A 26,102-nucleotide genomic window follows, 5' to 3' on the forward strand; every position below is an offset into this window, starting at 1 on the left:
GCGGCAGCCGCGGTCGCGGTCGGTGATGAGGCGGCGGGTGCGGTGGGGCAGGATCCGCATGGCCCGTCCGACGGACACCGGTCGCCCTTCGGTTTCCCAGACGGGTTGGACGGTGCCGTCGCTGATGAACCGTCCGAGCAGGCGCAGGGGGATGGCGTGGCCGCCGTTGACCCAGGCGCCGTCGGTGTCGAGGTGCAGGTAGACCCGGTAGTGCGCCGACCGCGATGTCGAGTTGACCGAGGCGAGGGAGCGGGTGGCCATCTCCTCGAGGGCGTCGGCGTAGGTCGGCGACCCCGCGTAGCGGTCGTCGACGTCGGCAGCCCGGCCAGTCCGGGTGGGGTCGCTGGCTTCACTGCTGTCGGTGTCGCGGCGGCGCAGGAACAGTGCGTCCTTGGCTTCCTTGACGGCTTGTTCGAACAGGGCGCCGATGGTGGCGGGGGCGGAGTACCGCAGCTGGAACCGGCCGTCGGCGTCGTACGACATGGCCAGGTCGGGCTTGGCGCAGGCACGCTGCTCGGCGGCCGACTCTGCCTCGTCCGCGGCCTCCCCTGCCTCATCCATCGGTTCCGGGGCGGCGAAGGCGTGGCGGGCGACGGCTCGGCGCAGCTGGGTGACGGTGGCGTTGCGGGCGAACTGGGTGACCGAGGCCTGGTGGGTGACGGGGATGTGGCGGGCCAGGACGGCGACCTGGTCCAGGGACAGCTCTCCGGCCTCCAACGCCACAGCTGCGTCGGTGAGCTCGGTGCGTCGCCTGGCGACGGCGACGATGTCGGCGGCGTGGGCATGGGACAGGCGGCGCGGACGACGAGGTAGTGCTCGGGTTGACTTGAACCCGCCCTCGCCCCAGTGCCGGTCGGTCATGACCTCGTCGATGATGTCGACCAGCTCGGCCTGCGCCCGGTTCAACCGACCCGCAACAGCCGCAGTCCGCTCCCACAACGCTTGGTTCCGCACGCCCCAGCCACCGCCCGGAACAGTGTCCGGGACGGCGGTGAGCGGGCTGACCGACATACCTCAATCGTACACCTGTTCGAATGATGCAGAAAGACTTGTCCACACCCCGAATCGCTCGAATTCGCTGACAGCAGAACCACATTCGTCCCACGAGCCACGCGGGACGGGCGCGGCCCACGGTGGCGCGCACCGCGCCATACGCGTCGCACCTAGACTGGTCGCCGTGTCGATCCAGAACATCCGCCTCTTCGGTGACCCCGTGCTGCGCACGGCCGCCGAACCCGTCGTCGACTTCGACCGCGAGCTGCGCCAGCTGGTCAAGGACCTCACCGACACGATGATGGACGCGCCGGGCGCCGGCCTCGCGGCACCGCAGATCGGTGTGGGCCTGCGCGTCTTCACCTACTGGATCGACGGCGAGCTCGGGCACCTCGTCAACCCCGACCTCGCGCTCTCCGACGAGATGCAGGACGGCGAGGAGGGCTGCCTGTCCTTCCCCGGCATGAAGTTCGAGACGCCCCGCTCGCTGCGGGTGGTGGCCAAGGGCTTCAACCAGTTCGGCGAGCCCGTCCTCATCGAGGGCTCCGAGCTGATGGCGCGCTGCATCCAGCACGAGACCGACCACCTCGACGGCATCCTGTTCATCGACCGGATGGACCGCGAGCAGCGCAAGCTCGCCATGCGCGCCATCCGGGAGGCGCAGTGGTCCGGTGAGGCCGCGCCCACCGTCAAGGTCAGCCCGCACGCGACGTTCGGCAGGAGCCTGTGAGCCTGCGCCTGGTCTTCGCAGGCACCCCCGACGTGGCGGTCCCGGCCCTCGAGGCGCTCCACGCGTCGGCGCACGAGGTCGTGGCGGTGGTGACCCGTCCTGACGCCCGTGCCGGCCGAGGTCGGGGTCTCGCCCAGTCACCGGTGCGGCAGTGGGCGCAGGAACGTGGGATCGAGGTCCTCACACCGCGTCGCCCGAGCGAGGAGGACTTCCTCCAGCGGTTGCGTGAGCTCGAACCCGACGTCTGCCCGGTGGTCGCCTACGGCGCCCTGATCCCTCGCGCGGCTCTCGACATCCCGCGCCACGGCTGGGTCAACCTGCACTTCTCGCTGCTGCCCGCGTGGCGGGGCGCCGCCCCCGTGCAGCACGCCCTGATGGCCGGCGACGAGATGACCGGTGCCTCGACCTTCCTCATCGAGGAGGGCCTGGACACCGGCCCCGTGTATGGCGTGATGACCGAACGCGTCCGTCCCACCGACACGTCGGGAGACCTCCTCGGGCGACTCGCCGACGGGGGTTCGGGGTTGCTCGTGGCCACGATGGACGGGATCGAGGACGGTTCGCTGCAGCCGGTGCCCCAAGGTGCGGAAGGCGTCTCGCTCGCGCCGAAGCTCGACGTCGCGGACGCCGAGGTCCGTTGGGACCGACCGGCGATCGCCGTCGACCGGCTGGTGCGGGGCTGCACGCCGGCGCCCGGGGCCTGGACCACGTTCCGGGGCGAGCGCCTCAAGCTGTCTCCCGTCACCCTGACACCGACCGGTGCGGTCGACGCGCCCGACGGCTTGGGACCCGGTGAGATCTCGGCGGGCAAGCGCGCCGTCTGGGTGGGGACGGCGACGACCCCGGTCCTCCTCGGCGAGGTCCGCCCGCACGGCAAGAAGGACATGGCTGCGCCCGACTGGGCCCGTGGCACCCGCATCGCACGAGGAGAGTGCTTCACCATGGTCCAGGCCCAGTCATGAGCGAGTCGGGCGGCGACCGCGGCAGAGGTCAAGGCGGGCCGCGGCGCAACGCACAGGGTCGCCAGCGACCCGAACGCGCGCACGGCGGACGTGAGCGTTCGGCACAGAAGCCCAGTGAGCGTGGCCGCACGAGCGACCCGCAACGGCTCGCCGCCTACACGGTGATGCGGGCCGTCGCAGACGGTGCCTACGCCAACCTCGAGCTCCCGAGAGTGTTGCGGGAGAAGGACATTCGTGGCCGTGACGCCGCGTTCACGACCGAGCTCGTGTATGGCGCGGTGCGCATGCACGGCTTGTACGACCCGATCATCAGCGTTGCCGCGGCAAGGCCGATCACCAAGATCGACGAGAACGTCGTCGACACGCTGCGCCTCGGGGCTCACCAGCTTCTCGGCATGCGCGTCCCGACGCATGCGGCCGTCGACGAGACCGTCGCCCTGGCCCGCAAGGTCAACGGTGCCGGGGCCGCCGGCTTCGTGAACGCGGTCATGCGGCGGATCAGCGAGCGCGACCTCGACGAGTGGCTGGCCGAGGTCGTCCCCGCCGACGGTGACCTCACGGCACAGCTGTCGGTCGAGCACTCGCACCCCGAGTGGGTGGTCAAGGCGTTGCGCGCGGCACTGCTCGGCCACGGCGCCGCGACGGCGGAGACCATCGACGACGAGCTGAGCGCCCTGGTGACCTCGGACAACGAACCCGCCAAGGTCTCGCTCGTCGCCAGGCCCGGCCTGAGCAGCGTCGACGAGCTCGTCGACGACGGGGCCGAGGCGTCCTGGCTCTCCCCGGTGGGGGCGGTTCTGCCGGGAGGTGACCCGGGCGCCATACGCGCGGTGCGGGAGGGACGGGCCGCGGTCCAGGACGAGGGTTCGCAGCTCCTGGCGCTGGCCCTCGCAGCGGTGCCCGTCGACGGTGACGGCACCGAGCAGTGGCTGGACCTGTGCGCGGGCCCCGGTGGCAAGGCGGGGCTGCTCGCCGCGCTGGCGTTCGGGGCGGGGGCCGACCTCACCGCCAACGAGGTCAGCGAGCACCGCACCGAGCTCGTCCGCCAGACCCTGCGCCCCGCGCTGCTCCAAGCCGGCGCCCACGGCCGCACGATCGAGGTGCGGACGGGTGACGGACGGGCTTACGGCGAGGACGAGCCCGAGCGCTACCAGCGGGTCCTCGTGGACGCCCCGTGCACCGGGCTGGGCGCACTGCGCCGTCGCCCCGAGGCGCGCTGGCGCCGGACTCCCGCCGATCTCGCGGACCTCGGCAAGCTGCAGCGCGAGCTGCTCGCCTCGGCCATCGACGCCACGGCGCCCGGCGGAGTGGTCGCGTACGCGACGTGCAGCCCGCACCTGGCGGAGACCCAGTTCGTCGTGCGCGACGTCACCCGCAAGCGCGACGACATCGAGCTGCTGGACGCCCGCGACTACCTCCGCGATGCCTCCGGCGAGCCGGTCGACGTGCCCGGCGACGGACCGACCGTCCAGCTGTGGCCGCACATCCACGGCACCGACGGGATGTTCCTCGCCCTGCTGCGCAAGAAGTAGCCAGCTCGGCAGAGCCTCTCGGGACGCTCCGGGTGGGTCGATCCGGCCTCTGGTCGCCCGTTAGGGTGAGCGCCGTGCAGATCTCGCCCAGCATCCTGTCGGCCGACTTCGCCAACCTCGAGTCCGAGCTGGCGCGCATCGCCAACGCGGACTGGGCACACGTGGACGTCATGGACGGCCACTTCGTGCCGAACCTGACCCTCGGCCTGCCGATCGTCGAGGCCCTGGCCCGGGTGAGCCCCATCCCGCTGGACTGCCACCTCATGATCGAGGACCCCGACCGCTGGGCGCCGCAGTACGCGGAGGCGGGCGGTTCGTCGGTCACCTTCCACGTCGAGGCGGCCGCCGACCCCCGCGCGGTCGCGCGCTCCATCCGTGCCGCCGGGGCACGGTCCGGTATGGCGGTCAAGCCCGGGACGTCGTTCGCCCCCTACGAGGACCTGCTCCCGGACCTGGACATGGTGCTGGTCATGACGGTCGAGCCGGGCTTCGGCGGCCAGTCGTTCATGGCCGACCAGATGCCCAAGGTCACCCAGGTCCGTGAGGCCGTGCGACGCCTCGGCGGCGAGGTCTGGGTGCAGGTCGATGGGGGAGTCTCCGCGGCAACCATCGAGCAGTGCGCCGAGGCCGGTGCCGACGTGTTCGTCGCCGGCTCCGCCGTGTACGGCGCCGAGGACGCTGCGGCGGCGGTGGACGAGTTGCGGGCCCTAGCCACGCGCCACCAGCACTGACCCGAATCCCGCACCCTGCCGCGGTGAGGACCGTCACGCGGACCTGGGCTACGCGCTGACGCGACCACGCTGGCATACTGGGAGCACGTGCTCCGGGGTCGGTGCAATTCCGAACCGGCGGTGACAGTCCGCGACCCGGCCGCAGCCAGCGGCCGGTTGACCTGGTGGAACTCCAGGACCGACGGTGAAAGTCCGGATGGTAGGCAGCACGCAAGGCAGGACCCTCGGTCCTGTCCGGTGGTGACGACTCCTGTCGTCGCGCGCCGGGCACCCGTCGACCCTGCCCGCACGTCCCCCGGAGCTCGACCGATCGGTCTCGAGCACGAGGGCAGGACATGCAGCAGCACCAGGACGAGCGCGACCAGGTCCCACCGGACCGTGACGTCGCGTGGATGCGTCGTGCGCTCGAGCTCGCGGCACGTGGTCGTCGCCCCGACGCCAACCCGCGCGTCGGCTGCGTCCTCGTCTCGCCTGAGGGCGACCTCGTGGCCGAGGGCTGGCACCGCGGCGCCGGGACCCTGCACGCCGAGACCGACGCGTTGAGCCACGCGGGCGACGCGGCGAGGGGTGCGACGGCCTACGTCACCCTCGAGCCGTGCAACCACACCGGACGCACGCAGCCGTGTGCCCAGGCGCTCCTGGAGGCCGGGGTGGCCCGCGTCGTGCACGCCCAGTCCGACCCGAACCCGCGCGCCGCGGGCGGGGCCGAGGTGCTGCGCGGTCACGGCGTCGAGGTGACCAGCGGGGTGCTGGACGACGAGGCGACCGCCCTGAACCGGACCTGGACCCACCTGGTCACGACCGGCCGGCCGTGGGTGACCTGGAAGCTCGCCTCCACGCTCGACGGGCGCAGCGCCGCGGCCGACGGCACGAGCCAGTGGATCACCGGCCCGGTCGCCCGCGACGACGTGCACACCCAGCGCTCCCGGTGCGGTGCGGTCATCATCGGCACCGGTACAGCCCTCACCGACGACCCCCGGCTGACGGCACGTCGTGCCGACGGTTCCCTGCACGAGCACCAGCCGCTGCGGGTCGTCGTGGGGGAGCGTGACCTGCGCCCGGACGCCCGGGTGCTGGACGACAGCGCACCGACCTGGCACCTGCGCACCCGTGACCCGAAGGAGGTCCTCGCCCGGCTCGCGGAGGCCGAGATCCACCACGTGTGGCTCGAGGGCGGGCCGACGATGGCGGCCGCGTTCCTGGCCGCCGGGGTCGTCGACGAGGTCATCGCCTACGTCGCCCCCGTGTTCCTCGGGCGCGGGCGTCCCTCCGTCGGGGACCTCGGCATCACCACCATGGCCGACGCCCTGCGCCTCGAGCCCACCGACATCACCGTGCTCGGCACGGATGTACGAGTCACCGCAGCACTGAAGGAGATCCACTGATGTTCACCGGAATCGTCGAAGAGCTCGGCCACGTGGTCGGGCTCGATGCGGGCGAGGACTCGGCACGGCTGACGGTGCACGGGGCGGTCGTGACGACCGATGCCGTGCACGGCGCCTCCATCTCGGTCAACGGGGTCTGCCTCACCGTGGTCGAGCACGGCGACGAGGAGTTCACCGTCGACGTGATGGCCGAGACCCTGCGGCGCTCCAGCCTCGGCGCGCTCGTCCCCGGTGCACGGGTGAACCTCGAGCGGGCGATGCCGGCGAACGGACGGTTCGGCGGTCACGTGGTCCAGGGCCACGTGGACGGGACGGCCACCATCACCCACCGCACACCGGGGGACCGCTGGGAGGTCGTGGGCTTCACGCTCCCGCCGGCGCTCTCGCGCTACGTCGTCGAGAAGGGCTCGATCACCGTCGACGGGGTCAGCCTGACCGTCGCCTCGGTCGACGACACGTCGTTCACCGTCTCGCTCATCCCCACGACACTCGACCTGACCACCCTCGGCCACAAGGGCGTCGGGGACCCCGTCAACCTCGAGGTCGACGTCATCGCCAAGTACGTCGAACGGCTCATGTCCCAGCAGGGTCGTGACGCTGCCGCCTACCCGCTCGTCGTCGCACAGGAGGACCACTCATGAACGTGCTCGAACGCCTCTTCGAGGCCCAGCTGACGATCGGCTCGCAGCAGATCCTCTGGCGTGAGGTCGTCGGCAACGCCTTCGGCTTCGCGTCGGCCATCGGCGGCATGCGGCGGCGCGTCTGGGCCTGGCCGGTGGGCATCGTCGGGAACGCCCTGCTGTTCACGGTCTTCTTCGGCGTGGCCTTCTCCAACCCGCAGCACACGACGCTCTACGGCCAGGCCGGCCGCCAGGTCTTCTTCATCATCACGAGCATCTACGGCTGGCTGCTCTGGCGGCGGGTGCGCCGGGCCAACCGCGCGGACGGCACCGACCGACCGGCCATCACCCCGCGCTGGGCCACGCCCCGGGAACGCCTCGCCTACCTCGGCTTCTGGGTGGCCGGCGTGGTCGTCCTGCAGTGGGGGTTCGCGGCCATCGGCGCCGGGTTCCCCGCGCCCCGCTGGTACTTCTGGTGCGACGCCTGGATCTTCGTCGGCTCGATCGTCGCGACCTACGCCATGGCGCGCGGGTGGAACGACTTCTGGCTCGCCTGGATCGCGGTGGACCTCGTCGGCGTGCCCCTGCTGGTGCACTCCGGGTTCTACCCGTCCGCGGTCCTGTATGCCGTGTACGGCGGCCTCGTGCTCTACGGCTTCTTCGTGTGGCTCAAGGCCTCTCGCGAGGAGATCAGTCCCGAGCGCGAGCTCGCGGGAGCTCGGGCATGACTCGGCTCGCGACCATCGAGCAGGCCCTGGAGGCGCTGCGCGAGGGTCGCCCCGTCCTGGTCACCGACAGCGAGGACCGCGAGAACGAGGGCGACGTCGTGCTGGCCGCCCAGACGTTGACGGACGAGTGGCTCGCCTGGACGATCCGGCACACGAGTGGCTACCTCTGCGCCCCCGTGACCAGCGAGACCGCGGACCGGCTGGGGCTGCCGCTCATGGTCGCGGACAACCGCGACCCCCTGCGCACCGCCTACACCGTCACGGTCGACGCGGCGGAAGGCGTGACCACGGGGATCAGCGCGGCGGACCGGGCCCGCACCATACGGCTGCTGGCGGACCCGGCATCCACGCCGGGGTCGTTCGTGCGGCCCGGGCACGTGATCCCGTTGCGCGCCAAGGACGGTGGCGTGCTGGAGCGGCCCGGGCACACCGAGGCCGCGGTCGACCTCTGTCGCCTCGCCGGGCTGGCACCGGTCGGCGCGATCGGTGAGCTGGTCAACGACGACGGCACGATGATGCGCCTCCCCGAGGTGCTGGACACCGGCGCCCGCCACGGGCTGCCCGTCGTGACGATCGCCCAGCTCATCGCCTGGCGTCAGCGCCATGACCGCGTCCGCCGTCTCGCCGACACCGTGCTGCCCACCGCGCACGGGACCTTCCGCGCCGTCGGCTACCGCGACGTCGTGACCGGCGCGGAGCACCTCGCCCTCGTCAGCCCGCGGGGACTGGTCGGACGGGCGCCGTTGGTGCGACTGCACTCCGAGTGCCTCACCGGCGACGTGTTCGGCTCCCAGCGCTGCGACTGCGGACCCCAGCTCGAACGCTCCCTCGAGCGTGTCGCAGCCGAGGGGGGAGCGGTCGTCTACCTCCGCGGTCACGAGGGCCGTGGTGTCGGCCTCGTGTCCAAGCTCCAGGCGTACGGCCTGCAGGACCAGGGGCTCGACACCGTCGATGCGCAGGTCGAGCTCGGCCTCCCGATCGACGCGAGGGAGTATGCCGCCGGGGCAGCGGTGCTCGTCGACCTCGGCATCGCGGCGGTGCGGCTCCTGACGAACAACCCGCTCAAGGTCGAGGCGCTGCGGGGCCATGGCATCGAGGTGCCGGCGGTGGAGCCGATCAGCATCGCGCCCCTGCCCACCAACGAGGCCTACCTGCGCACCAAGCGGGACCGGATGGGGCACCGCCTCGTCATCGAGGGCACGGACCAGGGAGCATCGGCATGAGTGGACACGGGGCACCGGCGATCGCGGTCGACGGAACAGGGCTGCGGGTGGCGGTCGTGGCCGCCTCGTGGCACGACGTGGTGATGGACGGGCTGGTGGCCGGCGCGGTCCGTGGCCTCGCCGACGCCGGCATTCAGGACGCCGCCGTGGTGCGCGTCCCCGGGACGGTCGAGCTGAGCGTCGCCTGCGCCCGGCTCGCGCCGAGCCACGACGCCCTCGTGGCCCTCGGTGTGGTCATCCGTGGCGGCACCCCGCACTTCGAGTACGTCTGCTCCGGCGTGACGACCGGCCTGACGCAGGTCAGCATCACGACAGGGGTGCCGATCGGGTTCGGGGTGCTGACCTGCGACGACGAGCAGCAGGCCCTCGACCGGGCCGGCCTCGAGGGGTCGAGCGAGGACAAGGGCCACGAGGCCGCGACCGCCGCCGTGGCGACTGCCGTGACCCTGCGCGACCTCCACGTCTGACGGCGCCGCATCACCCGAAAAGCGGGGGTTGCGTGGCGAAACGGGACATATTTCTGCAGGTCTCCCGGAACGACACCCGCTTCGCGGGGAGGGCGGCGGCCCTGACTACGCTCACGTGGTGACCGACAACGCGATGCGACGGGCCCTGGCGCGGGCCAGGGACGGCAAGGCCCTCGACGGTGCGGAGGCCCTGGTGCTGCTGGGGGCTCGCGGTGAGGACCTCGAGCAGCTGTTCACCTCGGCGAGCCGGGTCCGTGACGCGGCCATGGTCGCCGCGGGTCGACCCGGGGTCGTCACCTACTCGCGCAAGGTCTTCATCCCCCTCACGCGGTTGTGCCGCGACCGTTGCCACTACTGCACGTTCGCCACCGTCCCGGGTCGTCTCCCCGCGCCATACCTCTCACCGGACGAGGTGCTCGACATCGCGCGGGCGGGGGCGGCGCAGGGCTGCAAGGAGGCGCTGTTCACCCTCGGGGACCGGCCCGAGGACCGCTGGCCGGCGGCGCGGGAGTGGCTGGACGCCCACGGGTACGACGACACGCTGTCCTACGTCCGCGCGATGTCGATCCGTGTGCTGGAGGAGACCGGACTGCTGCCGCACCTCAACCCCGGCGTCATGTCGTGGTCGGACCTGCAGCGGCTCAAGCCGGTCGCCCCGTCGATGGGCATGATGCTGGAGACGACGTCGCGAGCAGTGTTCGAGGAGCCCGGGGGAGCCCACTTCGGGTCGCCGGACAAGGACCCGGCGGTGCGCCTGCGGGTGCTCGAGGACGCCGGCCGGGTGGGGGTGCCGTTCACCACGGGCATCCTCGTCGGCATCGGGGAGGACGCCCAGGACCGCGTCGACAGCATCCTGGCGATCCGCCACGTGGCACGGGAGTACGGCACCGTCCAGGAGTGCATCGTCCAGAACTTCCGGGCCAAGGACGACACGGCGATGCGGTCGACCCCCGACCTCGGGGCGGAGGAGTACCTCGCCACCATCGCGGTGACCCGACTGCTCCTCGGCCCGACCGTCACGGTCCAGGCCCCGCCCAACCTGTCCGAACCCGCCGAGATCGCGCGCCTGCTCGCCGCCGGTGTCGACGACTGGGGCGGTGTCTCGCCGGTCACGCCGGACCACGTGAACCCCGAGCGCCCCTGGCCCGAGATCGAGCGGCTGGAGCAGTGGACGGCGGACTCCGGGCTGCGGCTGGCCGAGCGCCTCACGGCGCACCCGCGGTTCGTTCGCGGAGGCCTGTCCGGTGACGAGCCGTGGTTCGACCCCCGCGTCCGCCCCCATGTCGAGGCCCTTGCCGACCCGGTGACCGGTCTCGCCCGTGAGGGCGCCGTCGCGACCGGGCTGCCGTGGCAGGAACCGGACGGTGGTGTCGCCGACCTCGGCGCCGGCACGGGGCGCACCGACCTGCACGCCAGCATCGACACGACCGGTCGGACCGCCGACCGGCGCAGCGACTTCGATCAGGTCTACGGCGACTGGAGCGAGGTCGCGACGCGCATCGACGGGTCCGCGACGTTGTTGCCCAGTGACGCCCGCGCCGCCCTGGCGCGCGCCGAGTCGGACCCGGCCGGTCTCTCGGACGCCGACTACCTGACGCTGTTCACCGCCGACGGCGCGGACCTCGAGGCCCTCACCTCGCTGGCCGACCACCTGCGACGCGAGGTCGTCGGTGACGACGTCACCTACGTCGTGAACCGGAACATCAACTTCACCAACGTCTGCTACGTCGGCTGCCGGTTCTGCGCGTTCGCACAGCGCAAGACCGATGCCGACGCCTACACGCTCTCGCTCGAGGAGGTCGGCACCCGCGCCGCGGAGGCGCAGGCGCTCGGCGCGACGGAGGTCTGCCTGCAGGGTGGGATCTCGCCCGACCTCAAGGCGGGGGCGTACGCCGACATCGTCCGGGCCGTGAAGTCCGCGGCGCCGGGCATCCACGTCCACGCCTTCTCTCCCATGGAGATCGCCACCGCGTCGGCCAAGCAGGGGGTCTCGGCCCGTGCCTGGCTGGAGGAGGTCAAGGAGGCCGGCCTCGACTCCATACCAGGCACGGCCGCCGAGATCCTCGACGACGAGGTGCGCTGGGTCCTGACCAAGGGCAAGCTGCCCGCCGACCAGTGGCTCGAGATCGTGGCCACCGCGCACGAGCTCGGCATCCCCAGCAGCTCCACGATGATGTACGGCCACGTCGACCACCCGCGCCACTGGGTCGGCCACCTGCGCCGTCTGCAGGAGCTGCAGGACCGCACGGGAGGGCTGACCGAGTTCGTGCCGCTGCCCTTCGTGCACACCAACGCCCCGGTCTACCTCGCCGGCCTCGCCCGACCCGGGCCCACGTTGCGCGACAACCGCGCCGTCCACGCCGTCGCGCGCCTCATGCTGCACGGCCGCATCGACCACGTGCAGACGTCGTGGGTGAAGCTCGGCGTCGAGGGCACCCGGGCGATGCTCACCGGCGGTGCCGACGACCTGGGTGGGACGCTCATGGAGGAGACCATCAGCCGGATGGCCGGCTCCGAGCACGGGTCCGCCAAGACCGTTGCCGAGCTCACCGAGATCGCCGGCGGCATCGGGCGTCCGGTGCGGGAGCGCACGACGACGTATGGCGCCCCCTCCCGCACCGTCCCTGCCTGAGCCCGGGCGGGTGGCGGGGGGTGCCGGTTCCGGCACCCGGTCCGGGTTCGGTCGGTGCGACGGCCACCCGTACCCTTGACGCGTGAAGACCTTCGACGACCTGTACGCCGAGCTGGCCGAGAAGGCGGTGACCCGGCCCGAGGGCTCGGGCACCGTCCGTGAGCTGGACGCCGGCGTGCATGCCATCGGGAAGAAGATCGTCGAGGAGGCGGCCGAGGTCTGGATGGCTGCCGAGCACGAGGGCAAGGAGCGCACGGCCGAGGAGATCAGCCAGCTGCTCTACCACCTGCAGGTGCTCATGATCGCCTCCGACATCAGCCTCGACGACGTCTACACCCACCTCTAGGAACAACCGCCATGCTGCGAATTGCCGTACCCAACAAGGGCTCCCTCTCCGAGGCCTCCGTCGAGATGCTGCGCGAGGCGGGCTACCGCGTCCGTCGTGACAGCAAGGAGCTCGTCCTCACGGACGCCGACAACGACGTCGAGTTCTTCTACCTGCGCCCCCGTGACATCGCGGTCTACGTCGGCTCCGGCACCGTCGACTGCGGCATCACCGGGCGGGACCTGCTGCTCGACTCCGGGAGCGCGGCCATCGAGGTGATGACCCTTGGCTTCGGGGGGTCCACCTTCCGGTACGCCGCCAAGCCCGGCACCTGCGCCTCCGTCGAGGAGATCGCGGGCCGCCGCGTCGCGACGAGCTACTCCGGCCTGGTCGAGAAGCACCTCGCCGGTCAGGGCATCAGTGCCGAGGTCGTCCGTCTGGACGGGGCCGTCGAGACCGCGATCACCCTCGGCGTGGCCGACGTCATCGCGGACGTCGTCGAGACCGGCACCACCCTGCGCCAGCAGGGACTCGAGGTGTTCGGCGAGGAGATCCTGCGCAGCGAGGCCGTCCTGATCCGCCGCGAGGGCAGCGGTGAGACCGCGGCGGTCGAGGTGCTCCGGCGCCGGCTCACGGGGGTCATCACCGCCCGCCACTACGTCATGCTCGACTACGACGTGCCCGTCGACCTCGTCGAGGACGCCTGCGCGATCACGCCGGGCCTCGAGTCGCCGACCGTGTCGCAGCTGCAGAACAAGGACTGGGCCGCCGTGAGGGCCATGGTGCCGCGGTCACGGACCAACGCGATCATGGACGAGCTGTGGGACCTCGGCGCGCGGGCGATCCTCGTGACCGACATCGCCGCGTGCCGGTTGTGAGCGAGCGCCGGGACGACCGCGACGAGGCCACCGCCTTCGCGGTGTTCCAGCCGCGTCGCGGACGGGCCGTCGCGCTCGGCTTCGCCGCCGCGACCCTGCTGCTGTTCGGGCTCATCGCCGTCTTCCTGCCCGGCCCGGCCCAGGGCGGCACCTGGCGCACCGGTGACAAGGTCTTCTTCGCCGGGGTCGGGGTGGCGATCGCCCTGCTGCTCTGGCGGTTCGCCTCGATCCGCGCAGTGCCGACCCGTGACGGCATCACCGTCCGCAACCTCGTCACGACCCGTGTCGTGCCGTGGCGCAGCATCGTCGACGTCCGCTTCGGTGGCGGCGATCCGTGGGTCACGGTGGAGCTCGACGACACCGACACGCTGGCGATCATGGCGATCCAGAAGGCCGATGCGGAGCTCGGGCGTTCCGAGGCGAGTCGGCTCGCCGCCCTGGTCCAGGCGCTCGGGCCGTCACCGAAGAGCCCGGACGTCACCGTCGACTGAGCGCCGTCGGTGCCGGCACCACCCGGCACCACCCGGCGCCACCCGGCGCCACCCGGCGCCACCCGGCGCCACCCGGCCCCCGGTCGTGGGGTGCGTCGACGTGGACGCGTAAATCAGTGGCCTGACCAGCCGTCCGCGGTGAGACTGTCGCCGTGCGCACCCAGGCCGAGCAGCTCCAGGACGACGCGGTGACCCGTCGATGACGACCGCGATCAGTCGACCCTGCGCAGTCCCGGCCGCAGTGCGAACGCAAGGGCCACCTGCGCGAACATCAACAGGGTCAACGACATCCACACTCCGTCGAACCCACCCGTCGCATCGCGGATGGCACCCATGGTCGCGGGGCCGAGCGAGGCCAGGCCGTAGCTGAACAGGAACGCCATCCCGGCCAGTCGTGCACTGGCCGCGGGCGTGGCCGCGTAGTCGACCATGAGCACGAGGCCGAGGGCGAAGGCCGCACCCTGCCCCAGCCCGAGGACGACCGCCCAGACCCACGGCAACGCACCGGGCGCGAGCCACAGCCCCGCCTGGCCGAGCAGCCCGAGCACGGAGAACGAGACGAGCAGGACCCTGCGGTCGTGGACCTTGTCGGTCAGGGCCGGGGCGAGCAGCCCGGAGACGAGCTGGGCCGCGGTGAACGCGCTGAGGAGGTACCCGGCGTGGGTCGGGTCCCAGCCACGGCTCGCGTACGTCGGGGCGATCCAGGCGAGGGACGAGTAGAACTCGATCGACTGCACGGCCAGGTAGGCCGCGACCAGCCAGGCGGTGGGGTGCTTCCACGGGAGCCGGGCGGGGGTCACCACGACGGGGTTGGCAGCACGGTGACGGGTGTGTCCGCGCCACACCGGGATCCAGGCGAGCGCGCCGACGAGTCCCAGCAGCGACCAGGAGCCCAGCGAGGCCTGCCACGAACCCAGCCAGCCCTGCAGCGGCACCGAGAGGGCCGACGAGGCGCCGGCGCCACCCATCATGGCGAGCATGTAGAGGCCGGTGACCAGTCCGGCGCGCTCGGGCGGGAACAGCTCCTTGACCAGCCCCGGGAGGAGCGTGCCACCGATGGCGATGCCGACCCCGGCGACGAAGGTCGCGGCATACAGGAGCCACACGTGGCCCCCGCCGAAGCGCAGGGCGAGGCCGACCGCGACGCACACGACGGACAGCTCGATCGCGCCCGCGGCACCGATGCGTGCGGCCACGCGCTGGGCCATGGGCGCGAACGCCCCCATGCACAGCACGGGCAGCGTGGTGAGGGCGCCGAGGGCCGCGTTGGACAGCCCGAGGTCCGTACCGATCGACGCGACGACCGGGGGGACGCTGGCCATCGCGGTGCGGAGGTTGACCGCCACGGCGACGAGTCCGAGAGCCATGAGCCACAGGGGCGGGAGGTGGTGTCGTCGCGCAGTCATCGGCGCCAGTCTGTCAGGGCGGCGGTCAGCTCTCGTCCGCGGTGTGGGTCATGGACTCCGGCACCATGTCGCGGGCCTCCTCCAGGGGCAGCCCGGTGAGCATCAGGAGGTCCACCACCATGGAGCGGATCTGGGCACGCATGACCTCGCCCGACAGGCCGGACGACGGGTCGAGGACCGCGCTGGCCTCACCGATCCGGTGCAGACCGACCCGGGCGTGGGTGGGCAGCCGGCGCTCCGCGAGCTCGCGGGAGATGTCGGTGGTCGTCTCCGCGAGTGCCTCGAGCAGGCGCAGGTAGGCGGTGGGCACGGGTTCCTCGCGCCACGTCGCGATGGCGGCGCGGCGGACCAGGACGCGCAGGTTGCGGATGGCCCGGTCGAGGGGTTCGAGCAGGTCGGCGATGGCCAGCACCCCGGGCAGGTGCCGCCGTCGGAACAGCGACAGCCGGACCACCGCGACCCCCTCGGCGGAGAGCGCCCGGGCCTCGTCGAGCATCGACTCGGAGTCGCGGGCCCGGGACAGGGTGGCCGAGGCGAGGTCGGAGTCGCCCTCGCGCAGGGACCGCACCGTGTCGGTGAGGATCTCGCTGATCTCGGCGACCACGAGCGCGGCCTGCTGCCGCGGGCGGCGCAGGGGTGCCGCAGGGGCCACGAGGGTGAAGAGCAGGGCGATCACCCCGCCGACCACGGCGTCGAGCCAGCGGGTGAACGCGTACCCGGGGTCGGCGACGAGGGTGGTGACGATGACCGACTGCACGCCCGCCTGGGTCGTGAGCAGCATGCCCGCGCCGAGCAGCCCGGCGACGCTCATCGAGAGGACCACGACGACGACGATCTGCCAGGTGCCCGAGCCGAAGAAGTGCACGAACGCGTCGCCGACGAACACCCCGACCGCCACGCCGAGCATCACCTCGCCGACCCGCCGCAGCCGTTGGCCGTACGACAGCCCGAGGGAGATGATCGCCGTCACCGGGGCGAAGAACGGCCGCGCGTGGCCCAGGAGGTCGTAGGCGACCCACCACGCAGCCGCGGCGCCCAGGCCGCACTGGACGATGAAGAAGAGCCGGCTGACCATCCGGGCCGTGCGTGCCTTCGCCTCCTGGCGCGAGCGGGCGGCGGCGCGGGCCAGGTCCTGGGAGGTGGGGGTGCGCGTGCGCGCGGCGCCGCGCCGGAACCGCGCGCGGGCCCGGGTGATGCCGTCGGGGCTCACCCGCGTCAGCCGTTCGTGCGGTCGACGGCGGGGGAGGACATGGGCCGAGTATGGCGCTGCGCCGGGTCCGAGGGCGCGTCGAGTCCCACCGTGGTGTCCACGAGGAGGTCGGCGCGTGCCCGGGTGCCGTCCGCTGCATACAGCGCCTGCTCCTGGGCGGCCCAGCGGTCCCAGAACTCGGCGTAGCCGGGGTCGCGGGCGAGTCCGCGCTCCCGGCGCTGGGCCGGGTCGGCGTCGACCCACACGAGCACCGAGAGGAGCTCGCCGTCGGGCAGGGCGCCCGACCCGCACCCTTCGAGGACGACCACGTCGCCGGAGGCCTCGTGCCACTCGGCGTACGCGCCGGCGGACCAGTCCCACCGCCGGTAGCGGGCGGGCCGTCCTGCCAGCAGGGGGTCGACGACCCACTCGCGCACGCGCTCGGTGGAGGCGGCGAGCCCGTCCCACCCGGGGTAGAGGTCGTCCATGTGGATCGTGGGGGCGCCGAGCGCGTCCGCGACCTCGGCCGCCAGCGTCGTCTTCCCGGCACCGCTCGGACCGTCCACGGCGACGAGCCGCGTTCCCCCGCAACGGGGTCGGCTCGCGGCGACCAGCCGGACGATACGGTCGACCGGGTCGACTCCGTCCATCTCGCGGCCGCCTGACATGCGCCCCACCCTAGATCGGTAGCCTTCCCGGGTGAGTGTCGCCACCCGGGTCATCCCGTGCCTCGACGTCGACGCCGGCCGCGTGGTCAAGGGCGTCAACTTCGCGAACCTGCGCGACGCGGGCGACCCCGTGGAGCTGGCCAAGCTCTACGGCGAGCAGGGCGCCGACGAGCTGACCTTCCTCGACGTGACGGCCAGCAGCGGCAACCGCGAGACGACGTACGAGATGGTGAGCCGCACCGCGGAGCAGGTGTTCATCCCGCTGACGGTCGGCGGGGGAGTGCGGACGATCGCCGACGTCGACCGGCTGCTGCGCGCCGGCGCGGACAAGGTGGGGGTCAACACCGCGGCCATCGCGCGACCGGAGCTGATCGCCGAGATCGCCGACCGCTTCGGGTCGCAGGTGCTCGTCCTGTCGGCCGACGTCCGGCGCCGCCGGGACGAGGCGGGCGCGTTGACCGGGGGGTTCGAGGTGACCACGCACGGCGGCCGGCAGGGCACCGGCATCGACGCGGTGGAGTGGTGCGCCCGCACGGCCGACCTCGGTGCCGGCGAGATCCTGCTCAACTCGATGGACGCCGACGGCACCAAGGACGGGTTCGACCTCGAGCTCATCGGGCTGGTCCGACCGGAGATCTCCATCCCCCTCATCGCCAGCGGCGGAGCCGGGCAGGTCGGTCACTTCGCCCCGGCGGTGCGGGCCGGCGCGGACGCCGTGCTGGCCGCCAGCGTCTTCCACTTCGGGGAGCTGACGATCGGTGACGTCAAGGACGCCCTGCGCGCGGACGGTCTCGCCGTCCGCTGAAGCGGCCGGCCGTCGACCACGTGCCCCCGCAGGGTGGGCGGCGGCGCAAGATGCGCCGGATCGCCTCAGTCGAGCAGCTTGCGCCGGATCGCCTCAGTCGAGCAGCTCGAGGCGCACCGTGACGGGGTCGCCCTCCTCGATGCCCTCGGCCGCACGGACGGCCCTCTTGACGGGCAGCACGTACGAGCCGTCCTCGTCACCGGCCCCCGCACTCGGGAAGATCGAGGTGGTCCAGGTCGTGCTTCCCACCGTGGCCCGCACCCGGACCGACCCGAACCCGCGCGGTGGTCGGGGCCGCTCGCGCACGACCTCGGCGGCCTCGTCGTCCAGCGTGACGAAGTACCAGCTGTCGCGGGCACCCCACTCCCACAGCGGCCCCGTGAACCCGACCTGCTCGCCCATGGGCCAAGGGTAGGCCGCACCCCCCTCGGGGGCCGGTCAGCCGAGCCCGAGCTGCGCGCCCCAGAGGGCCTCGACCGCCTCGTCGCTGCCGGTGACCTCGACCTCGGCCACCCGGCGACGGCCGTAGGCCGCGAGCAGCAGCTCCACGGGCGAGCCCTCGAGGACGACGGTGCCGAGCTCGGTGGTGGAACGCGCGTGCAGGGACCTGCCGTCGGGATCGCGCAGGACGACGCCCACGGGGCTGCGGCGGAAGAGCAGCCGGCCCAGGCGGTTGAGCGAGCCCCACACGGCCCGTTCCTCCCGCAACGACATCGTGCGCCTCGGGCCGCGGGCCTCGTCGCCGCGCAGCACGTCCTCGTGGTGGATCACGAACTCCACGAGGTTCACGGCGTCGTCGAGCCGGGGGAGCCGCACCGGTGACCAGGCTGGTGGACCCGAGCGGACGAGGTCGACGAGCTCGGGCCACGGCTTCGCGGCATACGCGGCCTGTCCCTCCTCGAGCCGGGAGGCGAGCGCGGGCACCCACACCCCGGGGGACAGGTCGGGGCGCCGGTCCCGGATGACGAGGTGCGCCGCGAGGTCGGCCGTCGTCCACGGGGAGCACAACGTCGGTGCGTCCGGCCCCGTCGCGAGGAAGGTGTCGCAGAGGGCGTCGCGCTCGAGGCGGGCGAGGTGGGTCATGTGCCCATCATGCGTCCTGGCGGTCGGCGACGGCGCAGTCGGTGCCGCGTGAGAGGCTTCGGTGTTCCCACTCGTGCACCACCCGGAGGTTCCCTGTGTCCGTCGACGCCGCGCCGTCGCTGCGCCGCAGCCTCGGCATCGTGGGAGTCGGGATCCGCCGCGAGCCCCGCTGGTTCGGGCTGGCCGTGGCCGGAAGCGCCCTCTACGGCGTGATGACCGTGCTGACCGCCTGGGCCATCGGCAAGGTGACGCGGGAGCAGATCCAGCCCGCGGTCGCCGCCGGAGGCGTCACCGGTGCCCAGCTGTGGACGATCTTCGGCTGGGTGGCCGGCGTGGTCGTCGTCAACGTCGTCGGCGTCGTCATCCGCCGGGTCGCCGCCGGCTACACGATGTACAACGTGGCGGCCGGGTACCGCCGCGAGGTCACCCGCCAGTACCTGCGCCTTCCGCTCTCGTGGCACCACCGCCACCCGTCGGGGCAGCTGCTGTCGAACGCGAACGCCGACGTCGAGGCGACCTGGAACGTGTTCGCCCCGCTGCCCATGGCGCTCGGCGTCATCATCATGCTCGTCGCGGGCATCGTGCAGATGGTGCTCGTCGACCCGGTCATGGCGATCATCGGCCTGACCGTGTTCCCCGCGCTGTTCCTCGCCAACATGGTCTTCCAGCGCTCGATGTCCCCCCGGGTGTCGCGCGCCCAGCAGCTGCGGGCCGAGGTCAGCGAGGTCGCCCACGAGAGCTTCGAGGCCGCCCTCATCGTCAAGTCGATGGGTCGCGAGGAGCAGGAGGCGCGACGCTTCGAGGAGGTCACCCGCCGCCTGCAGGCCGCGAACGTCGAGGTCGGCCGCACCCGCGGCACGTTCGACCCGGTCATCGAGTCGATCCCCACGCTCGGCACGCTCGCGGTGCTCGTCGTCGGCGCGCACCAGGTCGCGAACGGCGTGCTCGAACCTGCCGCGGTCGTCCAGGTGGCATACCTCATCTCGGTGCTCGCGTTCCCCGTGCGGGCGCTGGGCTGGGTGCTCGGGGAGCTGCCGCGCACCGTCGTCGGCTGGGACCGTGTCGACGCCGTCCTCAAGGCCCGTGGTGAGCTGGAGTTCGGCGACGAGTCGTTGGCCCGCACCGGCGCGGCGCGCTCCCGGCTGGACCACGTCGACTACTCCTACGACATCGTCGACGAGCACGGCGTGGAGTCGAAGTTCCAGGCCATCCACGACGTCAGCATCGACGTGGCCGCCGGATCCACGGTGGCCCTCGTCGGCCCGACGGGGTCGGGCAAGTCGACGCTGACCAACCTCACCCTGCGACTGGTCGACCCCGACCGTGGCGAGGTCACCCTCGACGGCACCGACCTGCGTCGCGTCGCCCGCGGCGGGGTGTCGTCGGTCGCGGCGCTCGTGCCCCAGCAGACGTTCATGTTCGACGACACCGTGCGGGGCAACATCACGCTCGGCCTCGACTTCACCGACGACGAGGTCTGGGCCGCGATCGAGGTCGCCCAGGCGACCGGGTTCGTCCAGGCCCTCGGCTCCGGACTCGACACCCGGGTGGGCGAGCGTGGCGCTTCCCTCTCCGGTGGTCAGCGTCAGCGGATCGCGTTGGCCCGGGCCATCATCCGTCGCCCCCAGCTGCTCGTCCTCGACGACGCGACGAGTGCCGTCGACCCCGCCGTGGAGCAGGCGATCCTGGCCGGCCTGCGCCGGTCCAGCGCCGGCACCACCGTCCTCGTGGTCGCCTACCGCATGTCGACCATCACCCTCGCCGACGAGATCGTCTACATCGAGCTGGGCCGGGTCGTCGACCACGGCACGCACCGCGAGCTCCAGGCGCGCTGCGCCGGCTACGAACGCCTCGTCACCGCCTACGCGCGGGAGGCCGCCGAGCGCGCCGCGGTCATCGCCGACGAGGAGGCCGCCCTCGCCGCCGACGTGGACAGCGCCGAGGAAGGGGTGGACGCACCATGAGCACCTCCATCGACGCCACCTCGGGCCTCGGCACGCTCGCGACCCTGCGCCGTGGGCTCGACCTCTCGCCCGAGCTGCGCCGCGGCCTGGGGGTCACCCTCGCCCTCGCCGCCGTCACGACGGTCGGTCGCGTGGTCGTCCCGTTCGTGGTCCAGAAGACCACCGACAACGGGCTGCTCGGCAAGAACGGCCCGGACCCCGGCCTCGTGACGCAGTACGTCCTGCTGGCCCTCATCGCCGTGGCCGCGACCGCGGTCACCGCGTATGCCGTGAACGTGCGCCTGTTCCGCGCCTCCGAGGCCGGGCTGGCGACGCTGCGGCTGCGGGCGTTCCGCCACATCCACGACCTCTCGATGCTCACCCAGAACACCGAGCGCCGGGGGTCGATGGTCAGCCGCGTCACCAGCGACGTCGACACGATCTCCCAGTTCGTGCAGTTCGGCGGGATCATCCTCATCCTCAGCCTCGGCCAGATCGCCGTGGCCACGGCCCTGATGCTCTTCTACAGCCCGCTGCTGACGGCCGTCGTCTGGCTCTGCTTCGTGCCGTTGCTGTTCGTCATCCGCCGGTTCCAGGCGATCGTGGGCCGCGCCTACACCAAGGTCCGCGAGCGGGTGGGCGACCTGCTCGCAGCCGTCTCCGAGTCCGTCGTCGGTGCCGCGACCATCCGTGCGTACGGCGTGGAGGAGCGCACGGCGCACCGGATCGACACCGCCATCGAGGACCACCGGGCCGCGGCGATCGGTGCCCAGGTGCGCTCGGTCGTGGCCTTCTCCTCCGGGCAGCTCGTCGCCGGCCTGACGCTGGCCGTCGTCCTCGTCGTGGGGACCATCCAGGCGGTGCACGACGACCTGAGCCTCGGGCAGCTGCTGGCGTTCCTGTTCCTCGTCAACCTCTTCACCCAGCCGGTGCAGCAGGCCACCGAGATCCTCAACGAGCTGCAGAACGCCGTCGCCGGCTGGCGCCGCGTCATCGGCGTGGTCGACACCCACGCCGACGTCGCCGACCCCGGCGACGCCGGGCAGGTGCTGCCGCGCGGTCCGATCACCGTCGACTTCGACGACGTCTCGTTCGCCTACCCCGGCGGGGACACCGTCCTGCACGACGTCAGCCTGTCCATCGCTCCTCGGTCACGGGTGGCGATCGTCGGCGAGACCGGTTCGGGCAAGTCGACCCTGGCCAAGCTGCTCACCCGCCTGATGGACCCGACCGACGGGACGGTCCGCATCGACGGCGTCGACCTGCGGGACGTGCGGTTCTCGTCCCTGCGCGAACGCGTGGTGCTCGTGCCGCAGGAGGGCTTCCTCTTCGACGCGACCCTGCGGGAGAACGTGCGCTTCGGCCGGCCCGACGCGACCGACGCCGACGTGACGCTGGCCATCACCGAGCTCGGGCTCGACGCCTGGCTCGCCGGCCTGCCGCAGGGCCTGGCCACCGAGGTCGGGCAACGCGGCGAGTCGTTGTCGGCGGGGGAGCGTCAGCTGGTGGCGCTGGCCCGGGCCTACCTCGCGGACCCCGACCTGCTCGTGCTCGACGAGGCCACCTCGGCCGTCGACCCCTCCACCGAGGTCCGGCTGCAGCGGGCCCTCGAAGGGCTCACCCGCGGGCGCACCTCGGTCGCGATCGCGCACCGCCTCTCCACGGCGGAGGCCGCCGACGAGGTCGTCGTCGTCGACCAGGGCCGCATCGTCGAGCGCGGGCCGCACCGTGACCTCGTGCGGGCCGGCGGCGTGTATGCCGCGCTGCACGCCTCCTGGTCGGCCCAGCAACGCGGCTGACAGGGCCTGCTCGCTGCCGGCCGCTCGCTGCCGGTCGTTCGCTGCCGGTCACGGCTGTCCACACCCGGGTGGGACGGTCCGCACTCGTGGCTGTCGGTGGGCTGTTGCATGATGGGTGGTGGACGGCCTGGTCGACAGCCCGGTCGCCCCGATGACCCGCGGATCCTGAGTGGATCCGGCCCGGACCGCGAGGGGCAGCACCAGTGAGCACGACAGCCGCACAACACTCCGCATCACGCCATCCGAGCGGGGAGGACGACTCCACCCCGATCGGCCTGGAGGACGCCCGCGCCCTCATCGAGGGTCTCGCCCTCGCCGACCTGCCGGTGGGCACCGTGGGCCTCGAGGTCGAGGGCCACGCCGTCGTCTGGGACGACCCCACGGCCCGGCCCTCGTTCGAGGTCCTGTCCGCGGTGGCCTCCCGGTGGGCGCAGCTCCCGGCGGGTGGGCGAACCAGCCTCGAACCCGGTGGCCAGGTCGAGGTCTCCTCCGCACCACACCCCGACATCGGCACCGCGCTGGTCGCCATGGCCCAGGACACCGCCCACCTGCGCGCAGCCCTGGCCGCCGAGGGACTCGGGTGGGCCCTGCTCGGCAGCGACCCCCTGCGACCGCCGCAACGGCTCAACCCCGCCCAGCGGTATGCCGCGATGGAGCGCTTCTTCTCGGCCAGCGGCCGCACCCGTGACCACGGCGCCACCATGATGTGCTCCACCGCCGCCCTCCAGGTGAACCTCCAGCCCGGGCACCCCGACCAGTGGTCCGACCGCGTCCGACGGGCTCAACGGCTCGGGCCGCTGCTCACCGCGATCAGCGGCAGCTCGGCCTACCTCGCAGGGCAGGACACCGGCTGGCACTCGGCCCGGCAACGAGCCTGGACCGGGCTGGGGGAGCTCCGGGCCGGGCCCATCGACGACCGCGACCCGGCGCGCGCCTGGGTCGAGCGTGCCCTCGAGGCGCCCGTGGTGCTCGCCCCGCCCCGGGCGACCGGGGTGCCGGACGACCGCCCCGCCCCGTCGTTGCGCGCGTGGATCACCGACCCCGGCGACTGGCCGGCGGCGACGGCCGCCGACGTCCGCCGCCAGCTGACGACGTTGTTCCCGCCCGTGCGGTTGCGCGGGTGGCTGGAGCTGCGCTGCCTCGACTCCCTGCCCGATCGGTGGTGGCCCGCCGTGGCCGCGCTGACGACGTCGTGGATGGACGTCGAGGAGATCCACCCCGTCGTCGACCGGGCCGTCGCCGCCACGGCCGACCGGTGGCACGAGGCCGCGAGCGACGGCCTCGGCGATCCGGCCCTGGGTCGGGCCGCCGCCACCTGTCTCGAGGCCGCACTGTCCGTGGTGCCCGAGGGCGTCCGGCCCGCGGTCGAGGAGCTCACCGACCTCGCGGTGGCGGGACGCAGTCCCGGCACCCTCATCGTCGACGACCTCCGCAGGCGGGGGCCTGCGGTCGTCCTGGAGGAGATGTCCCGTGCCTGACCCGTCCGCACCGACCACCGCGTCGACCCCGTCCATCCCGGTGCTGCCCACCGCGACCGAGGTCGCCCGCGACCTCGAGCTCGCGCGTGAGCGCACGACCTGGCTCACCGAGCTCGACGAGGTCGAGCTGTTCGCCCAGCACAGCCCGATCATGAGCCCGCTCGTCTGGGACCTCGCGCACATCTCGCAGCAGGAGGAGCTGTGGCTGATCCGCGGTGGCGACCCGGCCTGTCCCGGGATGCTGCCCGCCGCGGTCGACGCGCTCTACGACGCGTTCACCCAGCCCCGTGCGATCCGGCCCAGCCTGCCGCTGCTGCCCCCGGTCGAGGCCCGCCGCTACGGGCGCGAGGTCCGCGGTCGGGTGCTCGACGCGCTGGAGCGGGCGGACGACGTCTTCCCCTACGCCATGGTGGTGCAGCACGAGGAGCAGCACGACGAGACCATGCTGGCCACGTTGCAGCTGCGCTCGGGAGCCCCGGTGCTGACCCCGACGCGGCAGCTGCCGCCGGGACGACCCGTCGCGCCCGGCTCGGTGCTCGTCCCGGCGGGCGAGTTCGTCCTGGGGGTCAGCGCCCTCGAGGAGCCGAGCTCGCTCGACAACGAGCGCCCCGGACACGTCGTCGACGTCCCCGCGTTCCGCATCGGCCGCGTCCCCGTGACGAACGCCGAGTGGCAGGGCTTCGTCGAGGCCGGTGGGTACGACCGCGAGGAGCTGTGGTCGGCTCGCGGCTGGGCGCACCGGCACGAGGCCGGGCTCGAGCGACCCATGGCGTGGCGCGGCGACGGCACCCGGGTGCGCTTCGGGGTCGTCGAGGACATCCCGGCCGACGAGCCGGTGCAGCACGTCAGCCACTTCGAGGCCGAGGCCTTCGCCCGCTGGTCGGGAGCGCGGCTGCCCACCGAGGTCGAGTGGGAGAAGGCCTGTGCCTGGGACCCGCAGGCAGGGCGACGTCGTCGTTGGCCCTGGGGATCCGCGGCGCCCGGCCCCGAGCTCGCCAACCTCGGTGGCGGAGCCCTGCGCCCCGCACCGGTGGGCTCGCTCCCGGCCGGCGCGTCGGCATACGGGGTGGAGCAGCTCGTCGGGGACGTCTGGGAGTGGACGTCCTCGGCGTTCGAGCCCTGGCCCGGGTTCAGCCCGATGCTCTACGCGCAGTACAGCGCCCCGTTCTTCGGCGGGGACTACCGCGTCCTGCGCGGTGGTTCGTGGGCGACGGCGGCGTCGACGGTGCGGCCGTCGTTCCGCAACTGGGACCACCCGTTCCGCCGGCAGATCTTCACCGGCGTCCGCCTCGCCTGGGACGCCTGATGTGCCGGCACCTCGCGTGGTTCGGCGCGCCGCGCTCGGTGGCGTCGCTCGTCCTCGACGCCGACCACGGGCTGCTCACGCAGTCGTGGGCTCCGCGCCGGCAGGCCCACGGCACGGTCAACGCCGACGGCTGGGGCATCGGGCTGCACCCGGAGGGCGGGGGAGCGGCGGCACGTTGGCGCTCCGACAAGCCGATCTGGTCCGACACCAACCTGGCCTCCATGGCGCCGCACCTCGTCGCCGGCCGGGTGATCGCCGCGGTCAGGTCGGCCACCGAGGGGATGCCAGCGGACGCGACGGCGGCAGCGCCGTTCCTGCACGACGGGTGGCTCGTCTCTCACAACGGCAGGGTCGACCGGGCCGCCGTCGGACCCAGCCTCGACGCCGAGTCAGCCTGCGACGCGGCGCTGCTCGCCGCGCGCGTCGTCGCCGCGGGTCCCGGGCGAGTGGGGGCCACCCTGCACGACATCGCCGACGCCGACCCCGCCGCGCGTCTCAACCTGCTGCTGCTGTCACGGGACCAGCTGTTCGCCACGCGCTGGGGCGACACGCTGTTCGTGCGGCATGACGACGACGGCGTCCTCGTGGCGAGCGAGCCGGACGGGTCCACCGGCTGGGAGGAGGTGCCCGACCGGCACCTCGTCACGGTCACCGCTGCGGGCGTGCGGGTCGCGCCGCTCACCAGCGGCTGACCCGCGGACCCGCCCGACCCGTCGCTTCGGCACAAT

25 protein-coding genes and 1 riboswitch are annotated in these 26,102 nt (G+C 72.8%); of the genes, 19 read left to right on the forward strand and 6 right to left on the reverse strand.

Annotation, left to right across the window (positions count from 1 at the left end; translation table 11 throughout):
• The coding region (locus ASD62_RS20415) for a DUF222 domain-containing protein (RefSeq protein ID WP_200956826.1) at nucleotides 1-1,011 on the reverse strand (1,011 nt) is incomplete at its 3' end.
• Nucleotides 1,012-1,177: 166 nt separating this feature from the next.
• Here ASD62_RS20415 and def point away from each other — a divergent pair.
• The 13 genes from def to ASD62_RS00340 all read left to right on the forward strand — a co-directional run bounded on the left by def (nucleotide 1,178) and on the right by ASD62_RS00340 (nucleotide 13,697).
• Nucleotides 1,178-1,723: a peptide deformylase gene (def, locus tag ASD62_RS00280; protein ID WP_056914250.1), complete on the forward strand. Its 546-nt coding sequence runs from the start codon at nucleotides 1,178-1,180 to the stop codon at nucleotides 1,721-1,723.
• A 2-nt stretch (nucleotides 1,724-1,725) separates the two neighbouring features.
• Nucleotides 1,726-2,685 (forward strand): methionyl-tRNA formyltransferase, encoded by a 960-nt coding sequence (gene fmt, locus ASD62_RS00285; RefSeq protein ID WP_056917043.1) that lies wholly within the window; start codon nucleotides 1,726-1,728, stop codon nucleotides 2,683-2,685.
• Nucleotides 2,682-4,217, forward strand: a complete 1,536-nt coding sequence (locus tag ASD62_RS00290; protein ID WP_056914251.1) for an RsmB/NOP family class I SAM-dependent RNA methyltransferase — start codon at nucleotides 2,682-2,684, stop codon at nucleotides 4,215-4,217. Before fmt ends, ASD62_RS00290 begins: the two co-directional genes overlap by 4 nt.
• A 74-nt stretch (nucleotides 4,218-4,291) precedes the next feature.
• Entirely contained in the window at nucleotides 4,292-4,948 is a 657-nt protein-coding gene (gene rpe / locus ASD62_RS00295; protein ID WP_056914252.1) for a ribulose-phosphate 3-epimerase, read from the forward strand.
• Between the two features lie 83 nt (nucleotides 4,949-5,031).
• Nucleotides 5,032-5,162: riboswitch (FMN riboswitch) on the forward strand.
• A 121-nt stretch (nucleotides 5,163-5,283) separates the two neighbouring features.
• Nucleotides 5,284-6,333, forward strand: a complete 1,050-nt coding sequence (gene ribD, locus ASD62_RS00300) for a bifunctional diaminohydroxyphosphoribosylaminopyrimidine deaminase/5-amino-6-(5-phosphoribosylamino)uracil reductase RibD (protein ID WP_056914253.1) — start codon at nucleotides 5,284-5,286, stop codon at nucleotides 6,331-6,333.
• A complete protein-coding gene (locus tag ASD62_RS00305) occupies nucleotides 6,333-6,974 on the forward strand; it encodes a riboflavin synthase (RefSeq protein WP_056914254.1) in 642 nt (213 codons plus the stop codon). The genes ribD and ASD62_RS00305 overlap by 1 nt, the downstream gene beginning before the upstream one ends.
• Nucleotides 6,971-7,681 (forward strand): nicotinamide riboside transporter PnuC, encoded by a 711-nt coding sequence (gene pnuC, locus ASD62_RS00310; RefSeq protein WP_056914255.1) that lies wholly within the window; start codon nucleotides 6,971-6,973, stop codon nucleotides 7,679-7,681. The genes ASD62_RS00305 and pnuC overlap by 4 nt, the downstream gene beginning before the upstream one ends.
• Complete coding sequence (locus tag ASD62_RS00315; protein WP_056914256.1) at nucleotides 7,678-8,904, forward strand: bifunctional 3,4-dihydroxy-2-butanone-4-phosphate synthase/GTP cyclohydrolase II; 1,227 nt, start codon at nucleotides 7,678-7,680, stop codon at nucleotides 8,902-8,904. Before pnuC ends, ASD62_RS00315 begins: the two co-directional genes overlap by 4 nt.
• Nucleotides 8,901-9,371, forward strand: coding sequence for a 6,7-dimethyl-8-ribityllumazine synthase (ribH, locus tag ASD62_RS00320; protein WP_056914257.1), 471 nt, complete (start codon nucleotides 8,901-8,903; stop codon nucleotides 9,369-9,371). The genes ASD62_RS00315 and ribH overlap by 4 nt, the downstream gene beginning before the upstream one ends.
• A gap of 118 nt (nucleotides 9,372-9,489) precedes the next feature.
• On the forward strand, nucleotides 9,490-12,003 hold the full coding sequence (locus tag ASD62_RS00325) for a bifunctional FO biosynthesis protein CofGH (RefSeq protein WP_056917044.1): 2,514 nt from the start codon (nucleotides 9,490-9,492) through the stop codon (nucleotides 12,001-12,003).
• A gap of 82 nt (nucleotides 12,004-12,085) precedes the next feature.
• Nucleotides 12,086-12,349: a phosphoribosyl-ATP diphosphatase gene (locus ASD62_RS00330; protein WP_056914258.1), complete on the forward strand. Its 264-nt coding sequence runs from the start codon at nucleotides 12,086-12,088 to the stop codon at nucleotides 12,347-12,349.
• An 11-nt stretch (nucleotides 12,350-12,360) separates the two neighbouring features.
• Nucleotides 12,361-13,206 carry an ATP phosphoribosyltransferase gene (hisG, locus tag ASD62_RS00335; RefSeq protein ID WP_056914259.1) on the forward strand — a complete coding sequence of 282 codons (846 nt, stop codon included), beginning with the start codon at nucleotides 12,361-12,363 and terminating at the stop codon, nucleotides 13,204-13,206.
• Nucleotides 13,203-13,697 carry a PH domain-containing protein gene (locus tag ASD62_RS00340; protein ID WP_056914260.1) on the forward strand — a complete coding sequence of 165 codons (495 nt, stop codon included), beginning with the start codon at nucleotides 13,203-13,205 and terminating at the stop codon, nucleotides 13,695-13,697. The genes hisG and ASD62_RS00340 overlap by 4 nt, the downstream gene beginning before the upstream one ends.
• A gap of 212 nt (nucleotides 13,698-13,909) precedes the next feature.
• Here the strand turns inward: ASD62_RS00340 and ASD62_RS00345 are convergent, their stop codons facing one another.
• From ASD62_RS00345 to ASD62_RS00355, 3 genes are read right to left on the reverse strand one after another with little or no spacing between them, the layout of a single operon-like run.
• Nucleotides 13,910-15,103 (reverse strand): MFS transporter, encoded by a 1,194-nt coding sequence (locus ASD62_RS00345; protein WP_235529141.1) that lies wholly within the window; start codon nucleotides 15,101-15,103, stop codon nucleotides 13,910-13,912.
• A gap of 25 nt (nucleotides 15,104-15,128) precedes the next feature.
• Nucleotides 15,129-16,313 (reverse strand): aromatic acid exporter family protein, encoded by a 1,185-nt coding sequence (locus ASD62_RS00350; protein ID WP_235529142.1) that lies wholly within the window; start codon nucleotides 16,311-16,313, stop codon nucleotides 15,129-15,131.
• A gap of 5 nt (nucleotides 16,314-16,318) precedes the next feature.
• Nucleotides 16,319-16,960, reverse strand: coding sequence for an AAA family ATPase (locus ASD62_RS00355; RefSeq protein ID WP_235530590.1), 642 nt, complete (start codon nucleotides 16,958-16,960; stop codon nucleotides 16,319-16,321).
• 31 nt (nucleotides 16,961-16,991) lie between these two features.
• On the opposite strand from ASD62_RS00355, the gene hisF reads away from it, so the two are divergent.
• Complete coding sequence (gene hisF, locus ASD62_RS00360; protein ID WP_056914262.1) at nucleotides 16,992-17,765, forward strand: imidazole glycerol phosphate synthase subunit HisF; 774 nt, start codon at nucleotides 16,992-16,994, stop codon at nucleotides 17,763-17,765.
• Nucleotides 17,766-17,858: 93 nt separating this feature from the next.
• Here the strand turns inward: hisF and ASD62_RS00365 are convergent, their stop codons facing one another.
• Both ASD62_RS00365 and ASD62_RS00370 read right to left on the reverse strand, forming a co-directional pair.
• A complete protein-coding gene (locus ASD62_RS00365) occupies nucleotides 17,859-18,167 on the reverse strand; it encodes a DUF1905 domain-containing protein (protein ID WP_056914263.1) in 309 nt (102 codons plus the stop codon).
• A 36-nt stretch (nucleotides 18,168-18,203) separates the two neighbouring features.
• Nucleotides 18,204-18,848, reverse strand: a complete 645-nt coding sequence (locus ASD62_RS00370; RefSeq protein ID WP_056914264.1) for a TIGR03085 family metal-binding protein — start codon at nucleotides 18,846-18,848, stop codon at nucleotides 18,204-18,206.
• Between the two features lie 95 nt (nucleotides 18,849-18,943).
• Here ASD62_RS00370 and ASD62_RS00375 point away from each other — a divergent pair, with 95 nt between their 5' ends.
• The 5 genes from ASD62_RS00375 (at nucleotide 18,944) to egtC (ending at nucleotide 26,066) form a co-directional block, all read left to right on the forward strand.
• On the forward strand, nucleotides 18,944-20,812 hold the full coding sequence (locus tag ASD62_RS00375) for an ABC transporter ATP-binding protein (protein ID WP_056914265.1): 1,869 nt from the start codon (nucleotides 18,944-18,946) through the stop codon (nucleotides 20,810-20,812).
• The gene (locus ASD62_RS00380) at nucleotides 20,809-22,590 is read left to right on the forward strand and encodes an ABC transporter ATP-binding protein (RefSeq protein ID WP_056914266.1); all 1,782 of its coding nucleotides are present in this window, start codon (nucleotides 20,809-20,811) and stop codon (nucleotides 22,588-22,590) included. The genes ASD62_RS00375 and ASD62_RS00380 overlap by 4 nt, the downstream gene beginning before the upstream one ends.
• A 203-nt stretch (nucleotides 22,591-22,793) precedes the next feature.
• Nucleotides 22,794-24,068, forward strand: coding sequence for a glutamate-cysteine ligase family protein (locus ASD62_RS00385; protein WP_082580484.1), 1,275 nt, complete (start codon nucleotides 22,794-22,796; stop codon nucleotides 24,066-24,068).
• Complete coding sequence (gene egtB / locus ASD62_RS00390; RefSeq protein WP_235530591.1) at nucleotides 24,061-25,374, forward strand: ergothioneine biosynthesis protein EgtB; 1,314 nt, start codon at nucleotides 24,061-24,063, stop codon at nucleotides 25,372-25,374. Before ASD62_RS00385 ends, egtB begins: the two co-directional genes overlap by 8 nt.
• Nucleotides 25,374-26,066: an ergothioneine biosynthesis protein EgtC gene (gene egtC, locus ASD62_RS00395; protein ID WP_056914268.1), complete on the forward strand. Its 693-nt coding sequence runs from the start codon at nucleotides 25,374-25,376 to the stop codon at nucleotides 26,064-26,066. Before egtB ends, egtC begins: the two co-directional genes overlap by 1 nt.
• The last annotated feature ends 36 nt before the right edge of the window (nucleotides 26,067-26,102 follow it).

The sequence above is a fragment of the Phycicoccus sp. Root563 genome, assembly GCF_001427915.1.
Lineage (GTDB): Bacteria > Actinomycetota > Actinomycetes > Actinomycetales > Dermatophilaceae > Pedococcus.

Bases quoted from the DNA above. Each gene is read 5' to 3' on its own strand.
- ribD (WP_056914253.1), top strand. From the start codon at position 5,284: ATGCAGCAGCACCAGGACGAGCGCGACCAGGTCCCACCGGACCGTGAC.
- ribH (WP_056914257.1), top strand. From the start codon at position 8,901: ATGAGTGGACACGGGGCACCGGCGATCGCGGTCGACGGAACAGGGCTG.
- ASD62_RS00305 (WP_056914254.1), top strand. From the start codon at position 6,333: ATGTTCACCGGAATCGTCGAAGAGCTCGGCCACGTGGTCGGGCTCGAT.
- ASD62_RS00370 (WP_056914264.1), bottom strand. From the start codon at position 18,848: ATGACCCACCTCGCCCGCCTCGAGCGCGACGCCCTCTGCGACACCTTC.
- ASD62_RS00380 (WP_056914266.1), top strand. From the start codon at position 20,809: ATGAGCACCTCCATCGACGCCACCTCGGGCCTCGGCACGCTCGCGACC.
- ASD62_RS00345 (WP_235529141.1), bottom strand. From the start codon at position 15,103: ATGACTGCGCGACGACACCACCTCCCGCCCCTGTGGCTCATGGCTCTC.
- egtC (WP_056914268.1), top strand. From the start codon at position 25,374: ATGTGCCGGCACCTCGCGTGGTTCGGCGCGCCGCGCTCGGTGGCGTCG.
- ASD62_RS00290 (WP_056914251.1), top strand. From the start codon at position 2,682: ATGAGCGAGTCGGGCGGCGACCGCGGCAGAGGTCAAGGCGGGCCGCGG.
- ASD62_RS00315 (WP_056914256.1), top strand. From the start codon at position 7,678: ATGACTCGGCTCGCGACCATCGAGCAGGCCCTGGAGGCGCTGCGCGAG.
- ASD62_RS00365 (WP_056914263.1), bottom strand. From the start codon at position 18,167: ATGGGCGAGCAGGTCGGGTTCACGGGGCCGCTGTGGGAGTGGGGTGCC.
- ASD62_RS00355 (WP_235530590.1), bottom strand. From the start codon at position 16,960: ATGTCAGGCGGCCGCGAGATGGACGGAGTCGACCCGGTCGACCGTATC.
- pnuC (WP_056914255.1), top strand. From the start codon at position 6,971: ATGAACGTGCTCGAACGCCTCTTCGAGGCCCAGCTGACGATCGGCTCG.
- hisG (WP_056914259.1), top strand. From the start codon at position 12,361: ATGCTGCGAATTGCCGTACCCAACAAGGGCTCCCTCTCCGAGGCCTCC.